Genomic DNA, 15,687 nt, shown 5'->3' with positions numbered 1-15,687 from the left:
GGCGGCGCTTAGAAACGAGCGCGGATGCTGAAGGTGGTGGTGCGCGGCTCGCCGAAGATCAGCCCGTCGTAGAAGCCGTACTGGGTGTAGTACAGCTTGTCGGTCAGGTTGTTCACGTTCACCGCCAGCTGCACGGTGTCGGTCAGGGCGTAGCGCGCCATCAGGTTGACCAGGGTGTAGCCGCCCATCGGCAGGTTGCTGGCGTCGTACTTGCCACCGCCCAGCGGGCGCCCCGGGTTGGTCGACATCACCGTGCCGCTCTGCATCGACAGGCCACCGCCCACGGTCAGCTTCGACAGCGCACCGGGCAGGGTCCAGGAGGTGTTCAGGCGCAGCAGGTGGCGCGGGTCCTGCTGGTAGGACAGGCCATCGACCTGCAGCCAGGTATAGCCGGCATACACGTTCCAGCCCTGCGCCAGGCGCCCGGAGACTTCCAGGTCGGCACCCTTGGACACCACGCCGTCCACCGCGCGGTAGATGTTGAAACCAGTCACCGGATGCACTTCGCCAGTGCTCTCGGCCACGTTGTTCTGCTCGTTGCGGAACACGGCCAGGGCAGCATTCAACGCACCGTCGGCCCATTCACCCTTGATGCCGGCTTCGTAGCTCTTGCCGGTCACCGGGTCGAGCAGGGTGTCGTTGGCATCGCGCACGTTGCCCTGCGGGCTGAACACATCGGTGTAGCTCACGTAGGCCGAGTAGTTCGCCGCGAAGTCCCACACCAGGCCCGCGTACGGGGTGACCACCTGCTGGTCGCCCGTGGCAGCACCGCGGGTGCGAACGTCGGCCTTGGTGTAGACCTGGTTGTAGGTCTTGTAGTTGCTCACGCGGGTGCCCAGCACCAGCGACAGCGGCTCGGCCAGGCTGAAGCGGCCGGCCAGGTAGCCGCCCACGTTCTGGGTGATGGTCTTGGTGCGGGCCGGGGTGCGGAAGGTTTCGTACGGCGCGTAGCTGCCGTCCCAGGTGCGCCAGTCATCGATCGGCAGGCCCACCGCACGGTACTGGCAGCCACTCCACGGGGCCACGCCGCCGATGGTGCAGTTGCCCAGTGCGGCGCTGAAGGCGTAATCGGTGATCTCGCTGCGGTAGCCGTTGAAGCCGGCCATCAGCTGGTGCTCGCGGCCGAACAGCTGCAGCGGGCCGCTCACGCTGATGTCCAGGTTGTCGCGGCGGGTTTCCGATTCGTTGTGGATGGCGTTGAGGAAGGCGCCGCTGCCATCGGGGTTCCAGAAGCCGGCAAAGCCCTTGCCCGGTGCCGCGTTGTTGACCTTGGCCACGCCGTAGTTGGTGTAGCTCTCGCCGCTGTCATGGGCGAAGGCCACGCGCAGCTTCCAGTCCGCGCCCAGGCCCTGTTCCACGCTGCCGAACACCGAGGTGTTGTCACGCTTGGCCACGCTCCAGTCGGCGGCCGGGTTGGTGCTGCGCGGCAGGTGGGTGCGGGTGCCGTCGGCCCACCAGATCGGCACGTTGCTGCCCCACGAGCCACCGCCGTTGCGGGTGCGCTCGTACTGCACGCCCAGGTTCACCACGGTGGCGTCGCCCAGGTCGGCCTCGAAGCTGGCCAGGCCGCCCAGGCGCTGCAGGTCCTCGCGCTGGCGGAAGCTGTCCGAATCCTCGGCACTGACCACGAAGCGGCTGCGCACGCGGCCATCGGCGGTCAGCGGCACGTTGACGTCGCCCATCAGGCGGCGCTTGTCATGGCTGCCCAGGGTCAGCGAGGCGGCCCCGCCGAACTCGCGGGTCGGGCGCTTGCGCTCCAGGTAGATGGTGGCCGACGGGTCGCCGGTGCCACCGAGCAGGCCGTTGGCGCCGCGCACCACCTGCACGTGGTCGTACAGGTCCATGTTCAGGCCCGCGCCGCCGCCGCTGAAGCTGCTGGCGCCGTTGATCAGCATGCCGTCGACCTTGAAGTTGCCGATGTCGAAGCCGCGCGCACGGAAGGTGGTGCGGCCGGCGTTGTCCAGCGAATAGGTGGTGATGCCGGTGGTGCTGGTCAGCACATCGTTGATGGATTCGATCTGCAGGTCATCCATCTGCTGCCGGGTGACCGTGGTCACCGACTGCGGGGTCTGGCGCAGGCTCAGGTCCAGGCCGATGGCCGCCTTGCTGATCGGCAGGGTGTAGCTGTCCGCCTGCGACTGGCGACGCGCGGTCACTTCCAGGCCATCCAGGGTGGTCGGATTGGCATCGGCGGGTGCTTCGGCATGGGCCGCCAGCGGCAGCGCCAGGACGACGGCCAGGGCAAGAGCGCGTCGGCCGAAGGCAGGCGGGCACGGCAGGGCAGCGCGCGGCAGGCCCGCGCGGGTGAGGGCATCGGCAGTCACAGGGGGGAGTCCTTATCGGAGATACAAATGGGATCGATTCCCATTTGCGTCATGATACCGACGCGCTCCGCGTTACCGGTTCGTGAAGATGTAAGCGTATGTAACGCAGCGCGTCCGAACGGGTCAGCGCCACGACCACTGCAGGCCGACGCTGGCGCGCCGTTCCGGGCCCGGTTCGTAGAAGCGGCCGTTGCCATCGTTGACGATCACCGAGCCGATGTAGGCCTGGTCCAGCAGGTTGTCCAGCCGCGCGAACGCGCGCAGGTCACCGCCGGGCAGGGTCCACCGGCGGCCGGCTTCCAGGTTCAGCACCGTGTAGCCGGGCGCGCGCTCGGTGGCCAGGTCGTTCACCACCGTGTCGCTGCTGGCATTGGCTTCCAGCGCCCACTGCCAGTCGCCGGGCGACCACTGCAGGCGGGCGAAGGCCTGCTGCCGCGGCACACCCGGCAGCCGGCTGCCGGCCGCCACCACCGTGTCGGGCACGCGGCAGCCGCTGCCGCCGCAGGTCAGGTACGGCGAGCGCACCTGCGCCTGCAGCCAGGTCCAGGCCAGCTGCAGTTCCCACTGCTCGGCCAGGGGCTGGTGGTACTGCAGCTCCACACCCTGGCGGCGGGTGCGGCCGATGTTGCGGTAGGTGCTGCGGCCATTGGTATTGCTGGCAACGGCCAGCTCATCGTCGGTAACGGCGCGGAACACGCTGACATCGAGCTGGGTTCCGCTCTGCGCATGCCACTTGCTGCCGACCTCGATGTTGCGGCTGCGCGCGGCCGACAGGTCCAGCGCCAGGCCGGCCTGGCCGTCGCTGCGGTAGCCCAGTTCGTTGAAGGTGGGGGTCTCGAAACCACGCCCGACGGCCGCGTGCAGGCGCCACTGCGGGGTCGCCTCGAAGCTGACCCCGGCCACCGGCGTGGTCGCCTGGTAGCGCCGGCGGCCACTGTCGTCCGGGTTGCTGCCGGTGATGTAGCGGTCATCCGATTCGAAGCGCACGGTGCTGTGCCGCACCCCGGCCAGCAGCGACCAGCGCGGGCTCCACTGCCACCACGCCTGGGCGAACTGGTCGACGTTCTGCACGATGTCGATCTGGTCGCGGCGCTGCCGTCCGCGCACGCCCAGGGTGCTGCCGACGAAGTTCTCGTAGCCGGTGCGGTGCTGGCGCTGGCGGTCGGCGCTGATGCCCGCCACCACGTCCAGCGGGCGCCCGGCAAGATCGCCGTTCCAGCCCCAGCGCGCGTCCATGCCGCCATAGCCACCGTCCAGGTCGATCACCCCGCCGGCGTGCAGCGGGTTGGCCTGCGCGGTGGGCGGGATCGGCAGGAACTGGGTCACCGCGCGCTGCCCGGCATAGCCCATCAGCTGCCAGCGCTGGGCGCCGCTTTCGCGCGTCCAGCGCAGGCCCGCCTGCTGCTGGCGCACCGATTTGCGCGTGTTGTACTGCTCGGCCACGGCCGTGGCCTGGCGCGGATTGGCCGCCACCTGCGCGCGGGTCAGGCCCAGCGGGTCCTGCGCGTCGGGCGCATCAAGTGCGTTGAGCAGCAGCTCCAGGCGGCCGCCGCCCACTTCAGCGCCGAGCCGTGCGTTGAGCGATTCGCGCCGCGCCCGGCTGTGGTCGCGCCAGCCGTCGGTGCGGAAGTGGTTGGCCGCGATGTTGTAGTCCACCACCGGGCCGGCACCGCGCAGCTGCGCCCCGACGCTGAGGGTGTTGTCGGCCCCGGCGTTCACCCGCAGCCGCCACGGGTCGCCGGCCTTGCCCTGCGCGCTCCATACCTGCAGCACGCCGCCGGAGGAGTTGCCGTACAGGGCCGAGAACGGCCCGCGCAGCACCTCGATGCGCTCGGCGCCGAGCAGGCTCGCATGCGAAAGCTGGCCCTGGCCGTCGGGCATGGTGGCCGGCACGCCGTCGATCAGCACCCGCACGCCGCGCACGCCGAAGGTGGAGCGCGCGCCGAAGCCGCGGATCGACAGCTGGGTGTCCTGCGCATAGTTCTGCCGGTCACGGGCCAGCACCCCCGGCACCCCGGCCAGCGCCTCGGACACCTGCACGCCGGGCCCGCTGCGGTCGTCGCCCACCCACACCGTGTCCTGGCTGGCCGGCAGCGCGAACGGATCGATGCCCTGCACGCGCGCGGCCTGCACTTCCACGGTCGGCAGCTGTTGCGGGGCGGGGGCGGCGGTCTGCGCCAGTGCCGGCAGCGGCAGCAGGGCGATCAGCAGGGGCAGGCGGTGGGGCGCCAGAGGCTCGTTCATCGTTCAGCTATACGCACGGCGGGGAAACAACACGGCATGGTACGGGCTGCAGCGTGACGATGGCCGCCGCGCCGGTGGCACGCTTTGTTACGATGGCAGGGCTGCGGCCGACGGCCGCCGCTTCACGACCCGCGCTTCTTCTCCCCCTCAAATAGAACGAGTACCGCCGTGTCCTTCTTTGCAAACGTGGAACTGGTCCCGGGCGACCCGATCCTGGGCCTGACCGAGGCGTACAACGCCGACAGCCGCCCGACCAAGGTCAACCTGGGTGTGGGCATCTACTACGACGAGAGCGGCCGCATTCCGCTGCTTCGCGCCGTCAAGCAGATCGAGCAGCAGCTCGCCACCGAAGCCAAACCGCGTGGCTACCTGCCGATCGACGGCCTGCCTGCCTATACGCAGGCGACCCGTGAGCTGGTGTTCGGCAAGGACTCGCCGCTGCTGGCCGCCGGCCGCGTCACCACCGCACAGACCGTCGGTGGCAGCGGTGCGCTGCGCGTCGGCGCCGACGTGCTGAAGAAGCTGCTGCCGCACGCCACCATCGCCATCAGCAACCCGAGCTGGGAAAACCACCGCGCCGTGTTCGGTGCCGCTGGTTTCGACGTGGTCGAGTACACCTACTTCGACCCCGCCACCCATGGCGTGGATTTCGACGGCATGCTGGCCGATCTGCAGAAGCTGCAGGCCGGCACCGTGGTGCTGCTGCACGCCTGCTGCCACAACCCCACCGGCGCCGACCTCACCGTCAGCCAGTGGAAGCAGGTGGCCGAAGTCCTGAAGGACAAGCAGCTGTTCCCCTTCATTGACATGGCCTACCAGGGCTTCGACAAGGGCATCGAGCAGGATGGCGCCGCCGTGCGCATCATCGCCGAAGCCGGCATCGACAGCTTCATCGTCGCCAACTCGTACTCCAAGTCGTTCTCGCTGTATGGCGAACGCGTGGGTGCACTGTCGATGGTCGCCCCGACCGCCGCCGATGCGAAGGCCGTGCAGTCGCAGGTCAAGCGTGTGATCCGCACGATCTACTCCAGCCCGTCCACCCACGGTGCCGCGCTGGTGGCCGGCGTGCTGACCAACCCGGACCTGCGCGCGATGTGGGAGCAGGAACTGACCGAGATGCGCGAGCGCATCCACGCCCTGCGCCAGGGCCTGGTCGAAAAGCTCGCCGCCGCCGGTGCCCCGCAGTTCGCCTTCATCAACGAACAGGCGGGCATGTTCTCCTACTCCGGCCTGAGCCGTGAGCAGGTCGACCGCCTGCGCGACGAGTTCGGCATCTACGCCGTCGGCACCGGCCGCATCTGCGTGGCCGCGCTGAACCAGAACAACCTGGAATACGTCGCCAAAGCCGTGGCCACCGTCTCCAAGGGCTGAAGCAACGCCGCAAGGTACTGGAACAAAGGCGCCGAAAGGCGCCTTTGTTTTTGCTTCCGCCTCTGCCTTTGCCACCCCCACCGCGCTCGCGGCGAACCCTGAAGCGCGCGGGAGGGACAGGCTGCGCGGGACCGCAGGCGCCATGGATGGCGCCTACGAGCCCCCATGGATGGGTTCACGGCGTGTCCCGCGCAGCCTGTCCCTCCCGCGCGCCTCGAACAAAAGAAGGCGCCACGCAGCGCAACGCCCCTGTAAACGATTTCGCCTCAAACCAATCACGCACGCGCCGCGCACAGCAGCGACAATAGGCGTTTTCCCGCTGCCGAGACCTGCCCGCTCATGTCCCGTACTTCGTTGACCCGCTTCCTGATCCAGGAACAGCACGCCGGCCGCATCAACGCCGACCTGCGCCAGCTGATTGCCGTGGTCGCCCGCGCCTGCACCAGCATCTCCATCGCCGTCAGCAAGGGCGCCCTCGGCGGCGTACTCGGCGAAGCCGGCACCGGCAACGTGCAGGGCGAAGCACAGAAGAAGCTGGACGTCATCAGCAACGAGATCCTGCTGGAAGCCAACGCCTGGGGTGGCCACCTCGCCGCCTGCGCATCGGAAGAGATGGACCACAGCCAGCCGGTGCCGGACATCTACCCGCGCGGTGATTTCCTGCTGCTGTTCGATCCCCTCGATGGCAGTTCCAACATCGACGTCAACGTCTCCGTCGGCACCATCTTCTCGGTGCTGCGCTGCCCGACCAACGTTGAACTGCCGGGCGATGAAGCGTTCCTGCAGCCGGGCAGCAGGCAGATTGCCGCCGGCTACTGCATCTACGGGCCCAGCACCCAGCTGGTGCTCAGCGTCGGCCACGGCACCCACGCCTTCACCCTGGACCGCGAGACCGGCGAGTTCGTGCTGACCACCGAGAACATGCAGATTCCGGCGGCCACCCAGGAGTTCGCCATCAACATGTCCAACCAGCGCCACTGGGAAGCCCCGATGCAGGGCTATGTGCAGGACCTGCTGGCCGGCAAGGAAGGCGCGCGCGGCAAGAACTTCAACATGCGCTGGATCGCCAGCATGGTCGCCGACGTGCATCGCATCCTCACCCGCGGTGGCATCTTCATCTACCCGTGGGACAAGAAGGAACCGGACAAGGCCGGCAAGCTGCGCCTGATGTACGAAGCCAACCCGATGGGCCTGCTGGTCGAGCAGGCCGGCGGTGCCGCGTCGACCGGTCGCGGGCGCATCCTCGACATGCAGCCCAACCACCTGCACCAGCGCGTGCCGGTGTTCCTCGGCTCGCGCGAGGAAGTGGCCGAAGCGGTGCGTTATCACCAGGAGCATGACGCGAAGACCGTTTGAAGGCGGCCATCCCTACAGCGGTCATGGCAGTACGATGACATGACCGCGGGGTGACAGCAGCGGCGGCAAACGGCACCATCAAGCCCTTGCCGCCGAAGGATTGCACGCATGCACGAGCCGGGCCCGGTCGATTTCATCGAAGTCATCCACAACGCCGTCCCCAGTGACGTCTGCGCCGCCATCGTCGCCCGCATGCGCGGCAGCCAGGGCCTGAAACCCGGTGCGGTAGGTAGTGGCGTATTCCCCGAACTCAAGCACAGCAAGGATCTGCGCGTCAGCGGGCTGGATGCCTGGCGCGACGTGGACAACGCGCTGCAACAGGCGGTTTTCGCCGGGCTGCAGACTTATCTACGTCGTTATCCACAGGCACTGATCGCACCGTTGATGTTGCAGATCCAGGACAGCAACGGCCAGCCGCGCCGACTGTCAGCCGAGGATTTCCCCGACATGGCACCGGAGCAGCTGGCCGAGCTCGCCCGCACCTGCCTGCGCCCGGGCGCCATCAACCTGCAGTGGTACGCGGCGGGCGAGGGCGGTTACCCGTACTGGCACTGCGAGCTGTACCCGAAGGATGCGCAGGCGGAAACGCTGCACCGGCACGTGTTGTGGACGCTGTACCTCAACGACGACTTTGAAGAGGGCGAGACCGAGTTCCTGTTCCAGGGCCGCAAGATCGCACCGCGCACCGGCAGCCTGCTGATTGCACCGACCGCGTTCACGCACACCCATCGCGGCAACCGGCCGCAGGGCGGCGACAAGTTCATCGCCACCAGCTGGATCCTGTTCCAGAGCGCGCAGAAGTTGTTCGGCGGGTAACGCCCTTTGTAGAGTCGAGCCATGCTCGACTGCTCTTCGCTTTCAGTCGAGCAAGCGCGACGCTACGAGACCTGCTTCCGCCCATACCGCTTCGGTCGCTCGTTGACGACAGGTAGCGTGGCGTTTCGCGAGTGGAGATACATCACCGGCACCCAGGTCAGAACGCCTTGCGCGATCAGCGCCGCAATGCCCCAGAACCATTGCGCTGTCAGGATGCTGGCAACGAGGATCAGTCCCAGAGGCGCTAAAGCCATCAGCGACAGTACATGCCAGATGGCGGGCGCTACGTGGCCAAGCTCCGACACCACTTCCGATCCACAGCTGCTGCAGCGGGTGCGTGTCTTCCTTTCAATTGCCTGGTAGATCGGAAACCTCTGCCCGGCTGCCCTGCAGGCCGGGCAGGAGAAGGTGAACGGCAATCTCATTTCTACGTCCCGGTTCCAAACACCAGTGAAAGGCCGGCATCAGACCAGCGGCAACGAACACCAGCGCCGGCAGACGTCTCGGGTGCCTCGCGGATTGTGGCGTGGAAGCGAAGCATTCGAATCTATTCTCCTGGTGCCACTTGTTGCGCTCCTTCTCTATATACAAGCTGCAGCAGAAGCACGAGGACTTCAAACACCAGGTAGGTTGCGCCAAGCGCTGCCAGGTAACTCCATCCGCTTGCTACACCAGGACCACAGTACGCTCCAGTAAGGCACCCGAAGAGCTGCCGAAGGATCTGAGCTTCGACCAGCAATGCAGCGGCTGCGATAGCGAGCTTCGCGGCTACGGCTGATGCCTTCCTGAGCATGCTCCCTCGAACACTGCGGAGATCCCGCAGGATTCTCATGACACGTACCGGAAGGATACCAACGGCACCTGCGCCGATGAGTCCAAGAAGATAGATCAAAGCGGTGGGTGTCACGTGGCCCATATGCCTCCCTTGAGCGCGATTCCAGTGATCCAGTCAAGCGGATGTCCAGATGTCCTTGATGCAAGGTCGAAGCAGCGAAAACAGCGGAAGGTATCAGCCTGGCTCCAACTACTTTTTTTAGGGATGCGCCTCTACAAAGGGAGAGTCATCGGCATGCGGCCTCCCCTCCCACGCACCGAGTTCGGCGATGTTCGCGCTTCTGGCCTTGATTGCACGATGGATACTGACAGGAGCGTTGCAGTCTCCGGGCCAGTCCAAAGGGCTTGCGAGCGTGAACGTCGCCCGCAATGAAACCTCAACACTTTGACGCTCGACTGCGTCGACGGTGACCTCACCCGTGGCGGCCGTGCTGTAGCAGCCACTCTTGCCTGCAAAAGCGCTTGCTCCGTTGCTGAAGAACGCGCGAACTCCCTGCTCTCCGATAGTGAAGACCTGTCCGACACGCGGGGATTCGGGAAGTAATACCGTCAGCTTTGAGAAACTCGAACGGTCGGCATTCCAGGTACGCTTGAAGTCCCTCACAGCGACGACGGTTTGTTCACCATCGGAAACTCTGTGGCATGAGAAGGGCAGGCTTCTCGTATCAACGTCAAGGCACGTGTCTTCAATCGATGACGCATGGCTGACGAAGAACGCAGATCGATCCGCTGCGGCGGCTGGCGTCGGAAGCCAAGCCAGCATCGCCAACGTAATGGATCGCGCGTGCAAACTACTGAGTACGATCACACCCGCCTCCTTGTAGATCTGCGCATGGGGCCCTCATTGCATCGCCCTCCGCGTGAGTTGTTTGGGGGGTGACGTATTCGTAGTGTCGTTCTTGCTCGACGGCTCTTTGTCGCGTGCTCAGTCGAGCAAGCTCGACTCTACAATCGAGGCGCAGCATCAGGTTTCCGGCTTTCTCCAAAGTCTGATCAGGACCTTGTACATCACCCAGGCGATCCAGCCACAGACCAGGCCGATGCCAGCGACAATGATTTCCTCGTCGCCGAACGGCGATCCATTCAATCCTTGATAGACAACGAAGCCGATTGCCCGCAAGGAAATCAGTGCAAACAGCACGATAGGTGCCCAGAGAATTATCTTCATCGTTGTCTCAGAGGATAGGTAGAGTCGAGCTTGCTCGACTGCTCTTTGCTGCGCGCTCAGTCGAGCAAGCTCGACTCTACAGGGCCAGCGCTACGCCCACGGCGATCAGCACGATCACCAGAACGGGTACTACGTAGCGCAGCAGCACGCGGTTGAGGCGCTCGGCCGATCGATCGTCGTCCTGCACGCGCTGCAGCAGCGTCTGCCGGTCCAGGTAGCAGCGGTCGGTCGCCACGACCTCGACCAGGCCGTCGTCGATCATGTCGTACAGCACCTCTTCCAGCTCCACATCGAATGCGGCCAACGGAATCGAGGTCGCCTGCGAAAACGCCTGCCGCTGCTCGAAGTACTCCAGCACCTGGCGATGCTGCGCCTGCATCCAAGGATGGGTGTTGGCAGCGGAGGCGGCGATCGCCGCGGCAAGTACACCATCGTTCACGGACATCTCCTGTCCGGCCCTTCATGGGCCTCGCCCCGATTCTTGGCCGAAGCGGGGCGGCACGTCCACCCCGTCGCGGCGAGCGCACTCGACTGCCTCCGCCCCGTAGAGTCGAGCTTGCTCGACTGCCTTCAACATCCGTCGAGCAAGCTCGACTCTTCTAGAACAACGACCCCTGTGGAGATTCCTTCCGCGGCGGCAACGGCTTCAGGAACCGGCTGCAATCCAGCTTCGGCCAATGGCTGTTCTGCGCGTTGAACCCGAGGCGCTTTCGCGCCAGCTTGAACCGGTTGTTCAACAGATCCGCATACACGCCCTGGCCGCGCATGCGCGTGCCGAACTGGCTGTCGTAGTCCTTGCCGCCACGCAGCTGCTGGATGGTGCTCATCACGTGCGCGGCGCGATCAGGGTGGTGCGTGTCCAGCCAGTCGCGGAACAGCGGCGCTACCTCCAGCGGCAGGCGCAGCAGCACGTAACCGGCGGTGCCGGCGCCGGCATCATGCGCGGCTTCCAGCACGGCCTCCAGCTCGCTGTCGTTGATCCACGGAATGACCGGCGCCACCATCACGCCCACCGGAATGCCTGCCTCGTGCAGGCGCTTCATCGCGCGCAGCCGGGCATGCGGTGCCGACGCGCGCGGTTCCAGCTTCGCCGACAGGTGCGGGTCCAGCGAGGTCACCGAGAAGTGCACGCTGACCAGGTTCTCTGCCGCCAGCGGTGCCAGCAGATCGATATCGCGCTCCACCAGCGCGTTCTTGGTGATCAGCGAGAACGGATGCTTCGTCTCCAGCATCACTTCGATCAGCTGGCGGGTGAGTTTCAGCTTGCGCTCGATCGGCTGGTAGGCATCGGTGTTGATGCCCAGCGCGATGGGCTGCGGCACGTAACCGGGCTTTGACAGTTCCTTGCGCAGCAGTTGCGGTGCGTTGGTCTTGGCGAACAGCTTGGTCTCGAAGTCCAGGCCCGGCGACAGGTTCAGATAGGCGTGCGAGGGCCGTGCAAAGCAGTATGAGCAGCCATGCTCGCAGCCGCGGTAGGGATTCACCGACTGGCTGAAACCCACGTCCGGGGAGGTGTTGCGGCTGATGATGCTACGCGCGGTCTCGGCACGCACCTCGGTGCGCAGGCGCGGGGCGAGGAATTCGTCGCTTTCGTCGATGGCCCAGCCGTCATAGACCGCTTCGCTCACCGTGCTTTCGAAACGCCCCGCGAGGTGGGACGTGGAACCCCGGCCCTTGATGGCGGCCTGGGCATTGCGAGGGTGGGGTTGCATGGCGCCCTCCGGCCGTTTCAGGGACGTTAGTATTATTGCTAACCACAGGCGGCGCAAGCGGCCAGGATTCACGTAGCTGTAGGCGTGGCGGTGGATGTGAGCGCGCGTTGACCCCAGGCTTATCCACAGGTTTCACGGGTCACGCAGGCGCCATCGCCGCAGCAGGCCGAGAGGATGGGCCACGGGGGTCTCAGCAGCTGCGATGGGGGACGGCCGGTAGCGCCGGGGCATGCCCGGCGCCGGCGACTACAGCAGGGCGAGGTAGCCGCGCACGGTGGTATCGAGCCCGTCGTACAGGGCCTCGCCGATCAGCGCGTGGCCGATCGACACCTCCAGCACCTCCGGCACCGTGGCCAGGAAGTCGCGCAGGTTGTCCTGCGAAAGATCGTGGCCGGCATTCACGCCCAGCCCGACCGCCTGTGCGCGCCGTGCGGCGGTGGCGAACAGCTCCAGCATCGCAGTGGCATCGCCGACCGCATGCGCTTCAGCATAGGGGCCGGTGTACAGCTCGATGCGGTCGGCACCCACGGCAGCGGCCTGTTCCAGCAGCGGGTTGCCGGCATCCACGAACAGGCTGACGCGGCAGCCCATCGCCTTCAGCTCGGCCACCAGCGGACGCAGGCGCTCGCCATCGCGCTCGAAGTCGAAGCCATGGTCCGAGGTGATCTGGCCATCGCCATCAGGCACCAGGGTGGCCTGCGCGGGGCGGGTCTGCGCGCACAGCGGCAGCAGGCCCGGATAGCCTTCGCGCGGCGGGGCGAACGGATTGCCTTCGATGTTGAACTCGACACCACGGGCGCGGGTCAGCGTCGAAAGCGACAGCACGTCCTCTGCAGTGATGTGGCGACGGTCCGGCCGCGGGTGCACGGTGATGCCGTGGGCGCCCGCGTCCAGGCACGCCTGGGCGGCACGCACGACATCGGGTTCGGCACCGCCACGCGAGTTGCGCAGGACGGCGATCTTGTTGACGTTGACGCTGAGCTGGGTCATGGAACGGGACTACGGGGCAGAAGGGGGTGGGGGAGTGCCGTCATGGGCCTGCGCCCGGGCCTGCTCGCGCAGGCGCCGCAGTTCCTCGGCATCGATCAGGGTGGACGGGTCGCGCTGCAGGTCGCCGAAGCGGGCCACATAGCGGCCGCGCACCCACGCCAGCAGGAAGCCGAGGGCGGCCAGCAGGGCCAGCGACATCAGGCCCATGTTCGGGGTTTTCAGCGCGAAGGCGAAGCAGCCCAGCGCCAGCAGCAGGTACAACCAGTACATGTTCCATCCTCCCCAGGCATCGGCCGCAGTTTAGCGCTGCCTTACAGCAGCGGCGAGGCCAGGCGGGCGAAGGCCTCCGGCAGGCGGTGCAGCCACAACGAACGCCCGGCCTCATTGTGCACCTGCGTGGCGCTGTCGAATTCGGCCTGCAGCAGGGTGGCCAGCTCCGCCACGCGGTCCTGGTCGCTGATCATCATCGACAGCTCGAAGTTCAGCCGGAAGCTGCGGTGGTCGAAGTTGGCGCTGCCGACAATGCAGACGTCGTCGTCGGCGATGAACGCCTTGGTGTGCAGCATGCGCGGGCCGTACTCGTAGATCTTCACCCCGGCGTGCAGCAGTTCGTCGAAGTAGGAACGCGCGGCCTGGGTCACGAACCAGGAATCGCTCATCTTCGGCACCAGCAGGCGCACGTCCAGGCCGCCCAGCGCCGCCGAGGTCAACGCCATGCGCGCCGCTTCGCCGGGCACGAAGTAGGGCGTCACCAGCCAGACCCGTTCGTGCGCTTCCTGGATGGCCGCCACGTGCAGGCGGTGGATGGTTTCCCAGCCCGAATCCGGGCCGGACACCAGCACCTGCGCATCAATGGTGCCGTCGCCGCGCAGCGGCATGTCGGCCGGCCACAGGCGCGCGATATCGAAGCGCGAAGGCTCCTGGCCGCTGGCGTAGAGCCAGTCTTCGGCGAACACCAGCTGCAGGCTGCGCACCACGTGGCCACGGATGCGCATGTGCAGGTCGCGGTAGGCGTTGGGGTTGCGGCTCTCGTCTTCCTCATCGGTGATGTTGATGCCGCCGGTGAAGGCCAGCTGGCCATCGATGATCACCAGCTTGCGGTGCGTGCGCAGGTTCAACCATGGGCGCTTGAAGGGTTTCAGCAGCTGCCGCGGATGGAACCAGACGGCTTCGCCACCGGCCTCCAGCAGCGGCTGCAGGAAGCGCGCCGGCAACGCCGAGGAACCCACCGCATCAAGCAGCAGGCGCACCTGCACGCCGGCGCGGGCGCGCTCGACCAGGGCATCGCGCAGGGCGGTGCCGGCGTGGTCCGGGTTGAAGATGTAGTACTCCAGGTGCACGTGATCGCGCGCCCCGGCGATGGCCTCGATGAGGGCCGCATAGGTCGCCGCGCCATCCACCAGCCAGGTCACTTCGGTGGCGCTGCTCGGCGCCAGGCCGGTGGTGGCCTGGGCGACCTTGGCCAGCTCGGTGCAGCCGGCATCGGGCGGGCAGACATCGCTGTAGTGCTCCATGCCCGAACGCGCGCGGCCACGGCGCAGGCGCTGCCGCTTCACTTTCTGCGGGCCCAGCAGGTAGTAGATGAAGAGGCCGAGATAGGGCAGCAGCGCCAGCGACAGGATCCAGCTGAGCGTGGCCACCGGCTCGCGCTTCTGCAGCATGATCCAGCCGGTCAGCGCGAGCAGGTAAAGCAGATAGGCCACCGCCAGGATCGTTCCCAGGTGGGCAATGCCATCGAGCCAGAGGCGCAGCGAATCGAAGAGGGCGAGCATGCGCCGATCATAGCGGGCGCGGGCGTGGTGATGGGGTCAGCGGTGATGGGGTCGGATCCCTTTCCGCAGGAAAGGGCTCTGACCCTGTCGGCATCACGTGGCAGGGGTCAGGCCCCTTCCTGCAGGGAAGGACTCTGACCCCACCCGGCCGGGCACAAAAAAGACGCCCCTGTTTCCAGGGGCGTCTGCAGTCGCGTCATGACTGTTGTGCTGCTGTATTGCGTATTACTGCTGCACGAAGCCGATCTTCTTCATCTGAGCATTCTTCGCGGCGGCCAGAACCTTGGCCATCACGTCGTACTCGGAATCCGGGCTCGCGTCGATGCGCAGTTCGGGCTGGTTGGTCGGGTCACGCTGGACCTCCTGTTCCATCCGCTGCTGCAGATCGTGCGTGCCGATCGGGCTGTTGTTCCACGAGACCTGGTTGCTGGCGTCGATCTTGAGTTCGATCGGCGGCGGCGGTTCGACCAGCTGCGGCGGTGGGTTGAGCACGCGCTGCGGCAGGTCCACGGCGATCGGGTACGTCATGATCGGCGCGGTCACGATGAAGATGATCAGCAGAACCAGCATCACGTCCACGAGGGGCGTGACGTTGATGTCGGCCATGGGGCCCTTGCCACCACCACTACTGAATGCCATGGCTTATTGCCCCTTCTCTTTGGTCGCGACGAAGCCGACGTCCAGCATGCCCTGCTCCTGCGCGACCTTGGTCAGGTCGTTGATGACGCGCATCTTGGTGGTGCGGTCACCACGCAGGTTCAGCGGCGGCTGCGGGGTCTGCTGGGCGGCGGTCGCCAAGCGCGACTCGAGAGTCTGCTTGTTGATTTCTTCGTCGTTCCAGTAGATCGAGCCATCTTCCTTGACTGCCAGGGTGATGGGACCCTTGCGATCGTTGGTGTCGTCCGGCTTCTGGACCAGGTTGGCCTCCGGCAGATCCACCTTGACCTTGTGGGACATCAGGGGCGCCGTGATGATGAAGATGATCAGCAGCACCAGCATCACGTCCACGAGGGGCGTCACGTTGATGTCGGCCATGGGGCCGCCGCTGTTACCACTACTGAAAGCCATAACGGGCTCCGTCTAGATCTTGGTGACTACGT

The 15,687-nt window shown here is 66.3% G+C and carries 15 protein-coding genes; 3 read left to right on the top strand and 12 right to left on the bottom strand.

The genetic code is table 11. The annotated features are described in order from the left end of the window. Positions 1-8: 8 nt before the first annotated feature. Together C1926_RS00115 and C1926_RS00110 are read right to left on the bottom strand one after the other, a co-directional pair. Positions 9-2,324, bottom strand: coding sequence for a TonB-dependent siderophore receptor (locus C1926_RS00115; protein WP_200732572.1), 2,316 nt, complete (start codon positions 2,322-2,324; stop codon positions 9-11). 123 nt (positions 2,325-2,447) lie between these two features. Further along, a complete protein-coding gene (locus tag C1926_RS00110; RefSeq protein WP_108757852.1) occupies positions 2,448-4,568 on the bottom strand; it encodes a TonB-dependent receptor in 2,121 nt (706 codons plus the stop codon). Between the two features lie 168 nt (positions 4,569-4,736). Between C1926_RS00110 and C1926_RS00105 the strand changes: the two genes are divergently transcribed. The 3 genes from C1926_RS00105 (at position 4,737) to C1926_RS00095 (ending at position 8,111) form a co-directional block, all read left to right on the top strand. Continuing rightward, complete coding sequence (locus tag C1926_RS00105) at positions 4,737-5,939, top strand: amino acid aminotransferase (protein ID WP_108757851.1); 1,203 nt, start codon at positions 4,737-4,739, stop codon at positions 5,937-5,939. Positions 5,940-6,278: 339 nt separating this feature from the next. Further along, complete coding sequence (locus C1926_RS00100; protein ID WP_108757850.1) at positions 6,279-7,295, top strand: class 1 fructose-bisphosphatase; 1,017 nt, start codon at positions 6,279-6,281, stop codon at positions 7,293-7,295. A 108-nt stretch (positions 7,296-7,403) separates the two neighbouring features. After that, entirely contained in the window at positions 7,404-8,111 is a 708-nt protein-coding gene (locus tag C1926_RS00095) for a 2OG-Fe(II) oxygenase (protein ID WP_108757849.1), read from the top strand. Between the two features lie 62 nt (positions 8,112-8,173). Here the strand turns inward: C1926_RS00095 and C1926_RS00090 are convergent, their stop codons facing one another. The 10 genes from C1926_RS00090 to C1926_RS00050 all read right to left on the bottom strand — a co-directional run bounded on the left by C1926_RS00090 (position 8,174) and on the right by C1926_RS00050 (position 15,655). Then, the gene (locus C1926_RS00090; RefSeq protein WP_216822037.1) at positions 8,174-8,530 is read right to left on the bottom strand and encodes a hypothetical protein; all 357 of its coding nucleotides are present in this window, start codon (positions 8,528-8,530) and stop codon (positions 8,174-8,176) included. Between the two features lie 614 nt (positions 8,531-9,144). Then, the gene (locus C1926_RS21380) at positions 9,145-9,753 is read right to left on the bottom strand and encodes a hypothetical protein (RefSeq protein ID WP_159095009.1); all 609 of its coding nucleotides are present in this window, start codon (positions 9,751-9,753) and stop codon (positions 9,145-9,147) included. Between the two features lie 156 nt (positions 9,754-9,909). Continuing rightward, entirely contained in the window at positions 9,910-10,113 is a 204-nt protein-coding gene (locus tag C1926_RS00085; protein ID WP_108757847.1) for a hypothetical protein, read from the bottom strand. Between the two features lie 76 nt (positions 10,114-10,189). Further along, positions 10,190-10,552 (bottom strand): hypothetical protein, encoded by a 363-nt coding sequence (locus tag C1926_RS00080; protein ID WP_159095008.1) that lies wholly within the window; start codon positions 10,550-10,552, stop codon positions 10,190-10,192. A 160-nt stretch (positions 10,553-10,712) separates the two neighbouring features. Then, entirely contained in the window at positions 10,713-11,825 is a 1,113-nt protein-coding gene (locus tag C1926_RS00075) for a PA0069 family radical SAM protein (protein ID WP_108757845.1), read from the bottom strand. A 246-nt stretch (positions 11,826-12,071) separates the two neighbouring features. Then, positions 12,072-12,815: a pyridoxine 5'-phosphate synthase gene (locus C1926_RS00070; protein ID WP_108757844.1), complete on the bottom strand. Its 744-nt coding sequence runs from the start codon at positions 12,813-12,815 to the stop codon at positions 12,072-12,074. Positions 12,816-12,824: 9 nt separating this feature from the next. Further along, positions 12,825-13,085: a hypothetical protein gene (locus C1926_RS00065; protein WP_079224468.1), complete on the bottom strand. Its 261-nt coding sequence runs from the start codon at positions 13,083-13,085 to the stop codon at positions 12,825-12,827. Between the two features lie 41 nt (positions 13,086-13,126). After that, positions 13,127-14,587, bottom strand: coding sequence for a cardiolipin synthase (cls, locus tag C1926_RS00060; RefSeq protein ID WP_108757843.1), 1,461 nt, complete (start codon positions 14,585-14,587; stop codon positions 13,127-13,129). A gap of 225 nt (positions 14,588-14,812) precedes the next feature. Continuing rightward, a complete protein-coding gene (locus C1926_RS00055) occupies positions 14,813-15,226 on the bottom strand; it encodes a biopolymer transporter ExbD (RefSeq protein WP_079224464.1) in 414 nt (137 codons plus the stop codon). 3 nt (positions 15,227-15,229) lie between these two features. Then, positions 15,230-15,655 carry a biopolymer transporter ExbD gene (locus C1926_RS00050; protein WP_079224462.1) on the bottom strand — a complete coding sequence of 142 codons (426 nt, stop codon included), beginning with the start codon at positions 15,653-15,655 and terminating at the stop codon, positions 15,230-15,232. Positions 15,656-15,687 lie beyond the last annotated feature (32 nt).

It is taken from the genome of Stenotrophomonas sp. ZAC14A_NAIMI4_1 (assembly GCF_003086915.1).
Lineage (GTDB): Bacteria > Pseudomonadota > Gammaproteobacteria > Xanthomonadales > Xanthomonadaceae > Stenotrophomonas.
The sequence above is the reverse complement of the archived record's forward strand: the minus strand, read 5'-3'. Positions and strand labels throughout refer to the sequence as shown.

Bases quoted from the DNA above. Each gene is read 5' to 3' on its own strand.
- C1926_RS00110 (WP_108757852.1), bottom strand. From the start codon at position 4,568: ATGAACGAGCCTCTGGCGCCCCACCGCCTGCCCCTGCTGATCGCCCTG.
- C1926_RS00100 (WP_108757850.1), top strand. From the start codon at position 6,279: ATGTCCCGTACTTCGTTGACCCGCTTCCTGATCCAGGAACAGCACGCC.
- C1926_RS00095 (WP_108757849.1), top strand. From the start codon at position 7,404: ATGCACGAGCCGGGCCCGGTCGATTTCATCGAAGTCATCCACAACGCC.
- C1926_RS00085 (WP_108757847.1), bottom strand. From the start codon at position 10,113: ATGAAGATAATTCTCTGGGCACCTATCGTGCTGTTTGCACTGATTTCC.
- C1926_RS00075 (WP_108757845.1), bottom strand. From the start codon at position 11,825: ATGCAACCCCACCCTCGCAATGCCCAGGCCGCCATCAAGGGCCGGGGT.
- C1926_RS00070 (WP_108757844.1), bottom strand. From the start codon at position 12,815: ATGACCCAGCTCAGCGTCAACGTCAACAAGATCGCCGTCCTGCGCAAC.
- C1926_RS00065 (WP_079224468.1), bottom strand. From the start codon at position 13,085: ATGTACTGGTTGTACCTGCTGCTGGCGCTGGGCTGCTTCGCCTTCGCG.
- cls (WP_108757843.1), bottom strand. From the start codon at position 14,587: ATGCTCGCCCTCTTCGATTCGCTGCGCCTCTGGCTCGATGGCATTGCC.
- C1926_RS00055 (WP_079224464.1), bottom strand. From the start codon at position 15,226: ATGGCATTCAGTAGTGGTGGTGGCAAGGGCCCCATGGCCGACATCAAC.
- C1926_RS00050 (WP_079224462.1), bottom strand. From the start codon at position 15,655: ATGGCTTTCAGTAGTGGTAACAGCGGCGGCCCCATGGCCGACATCAAC.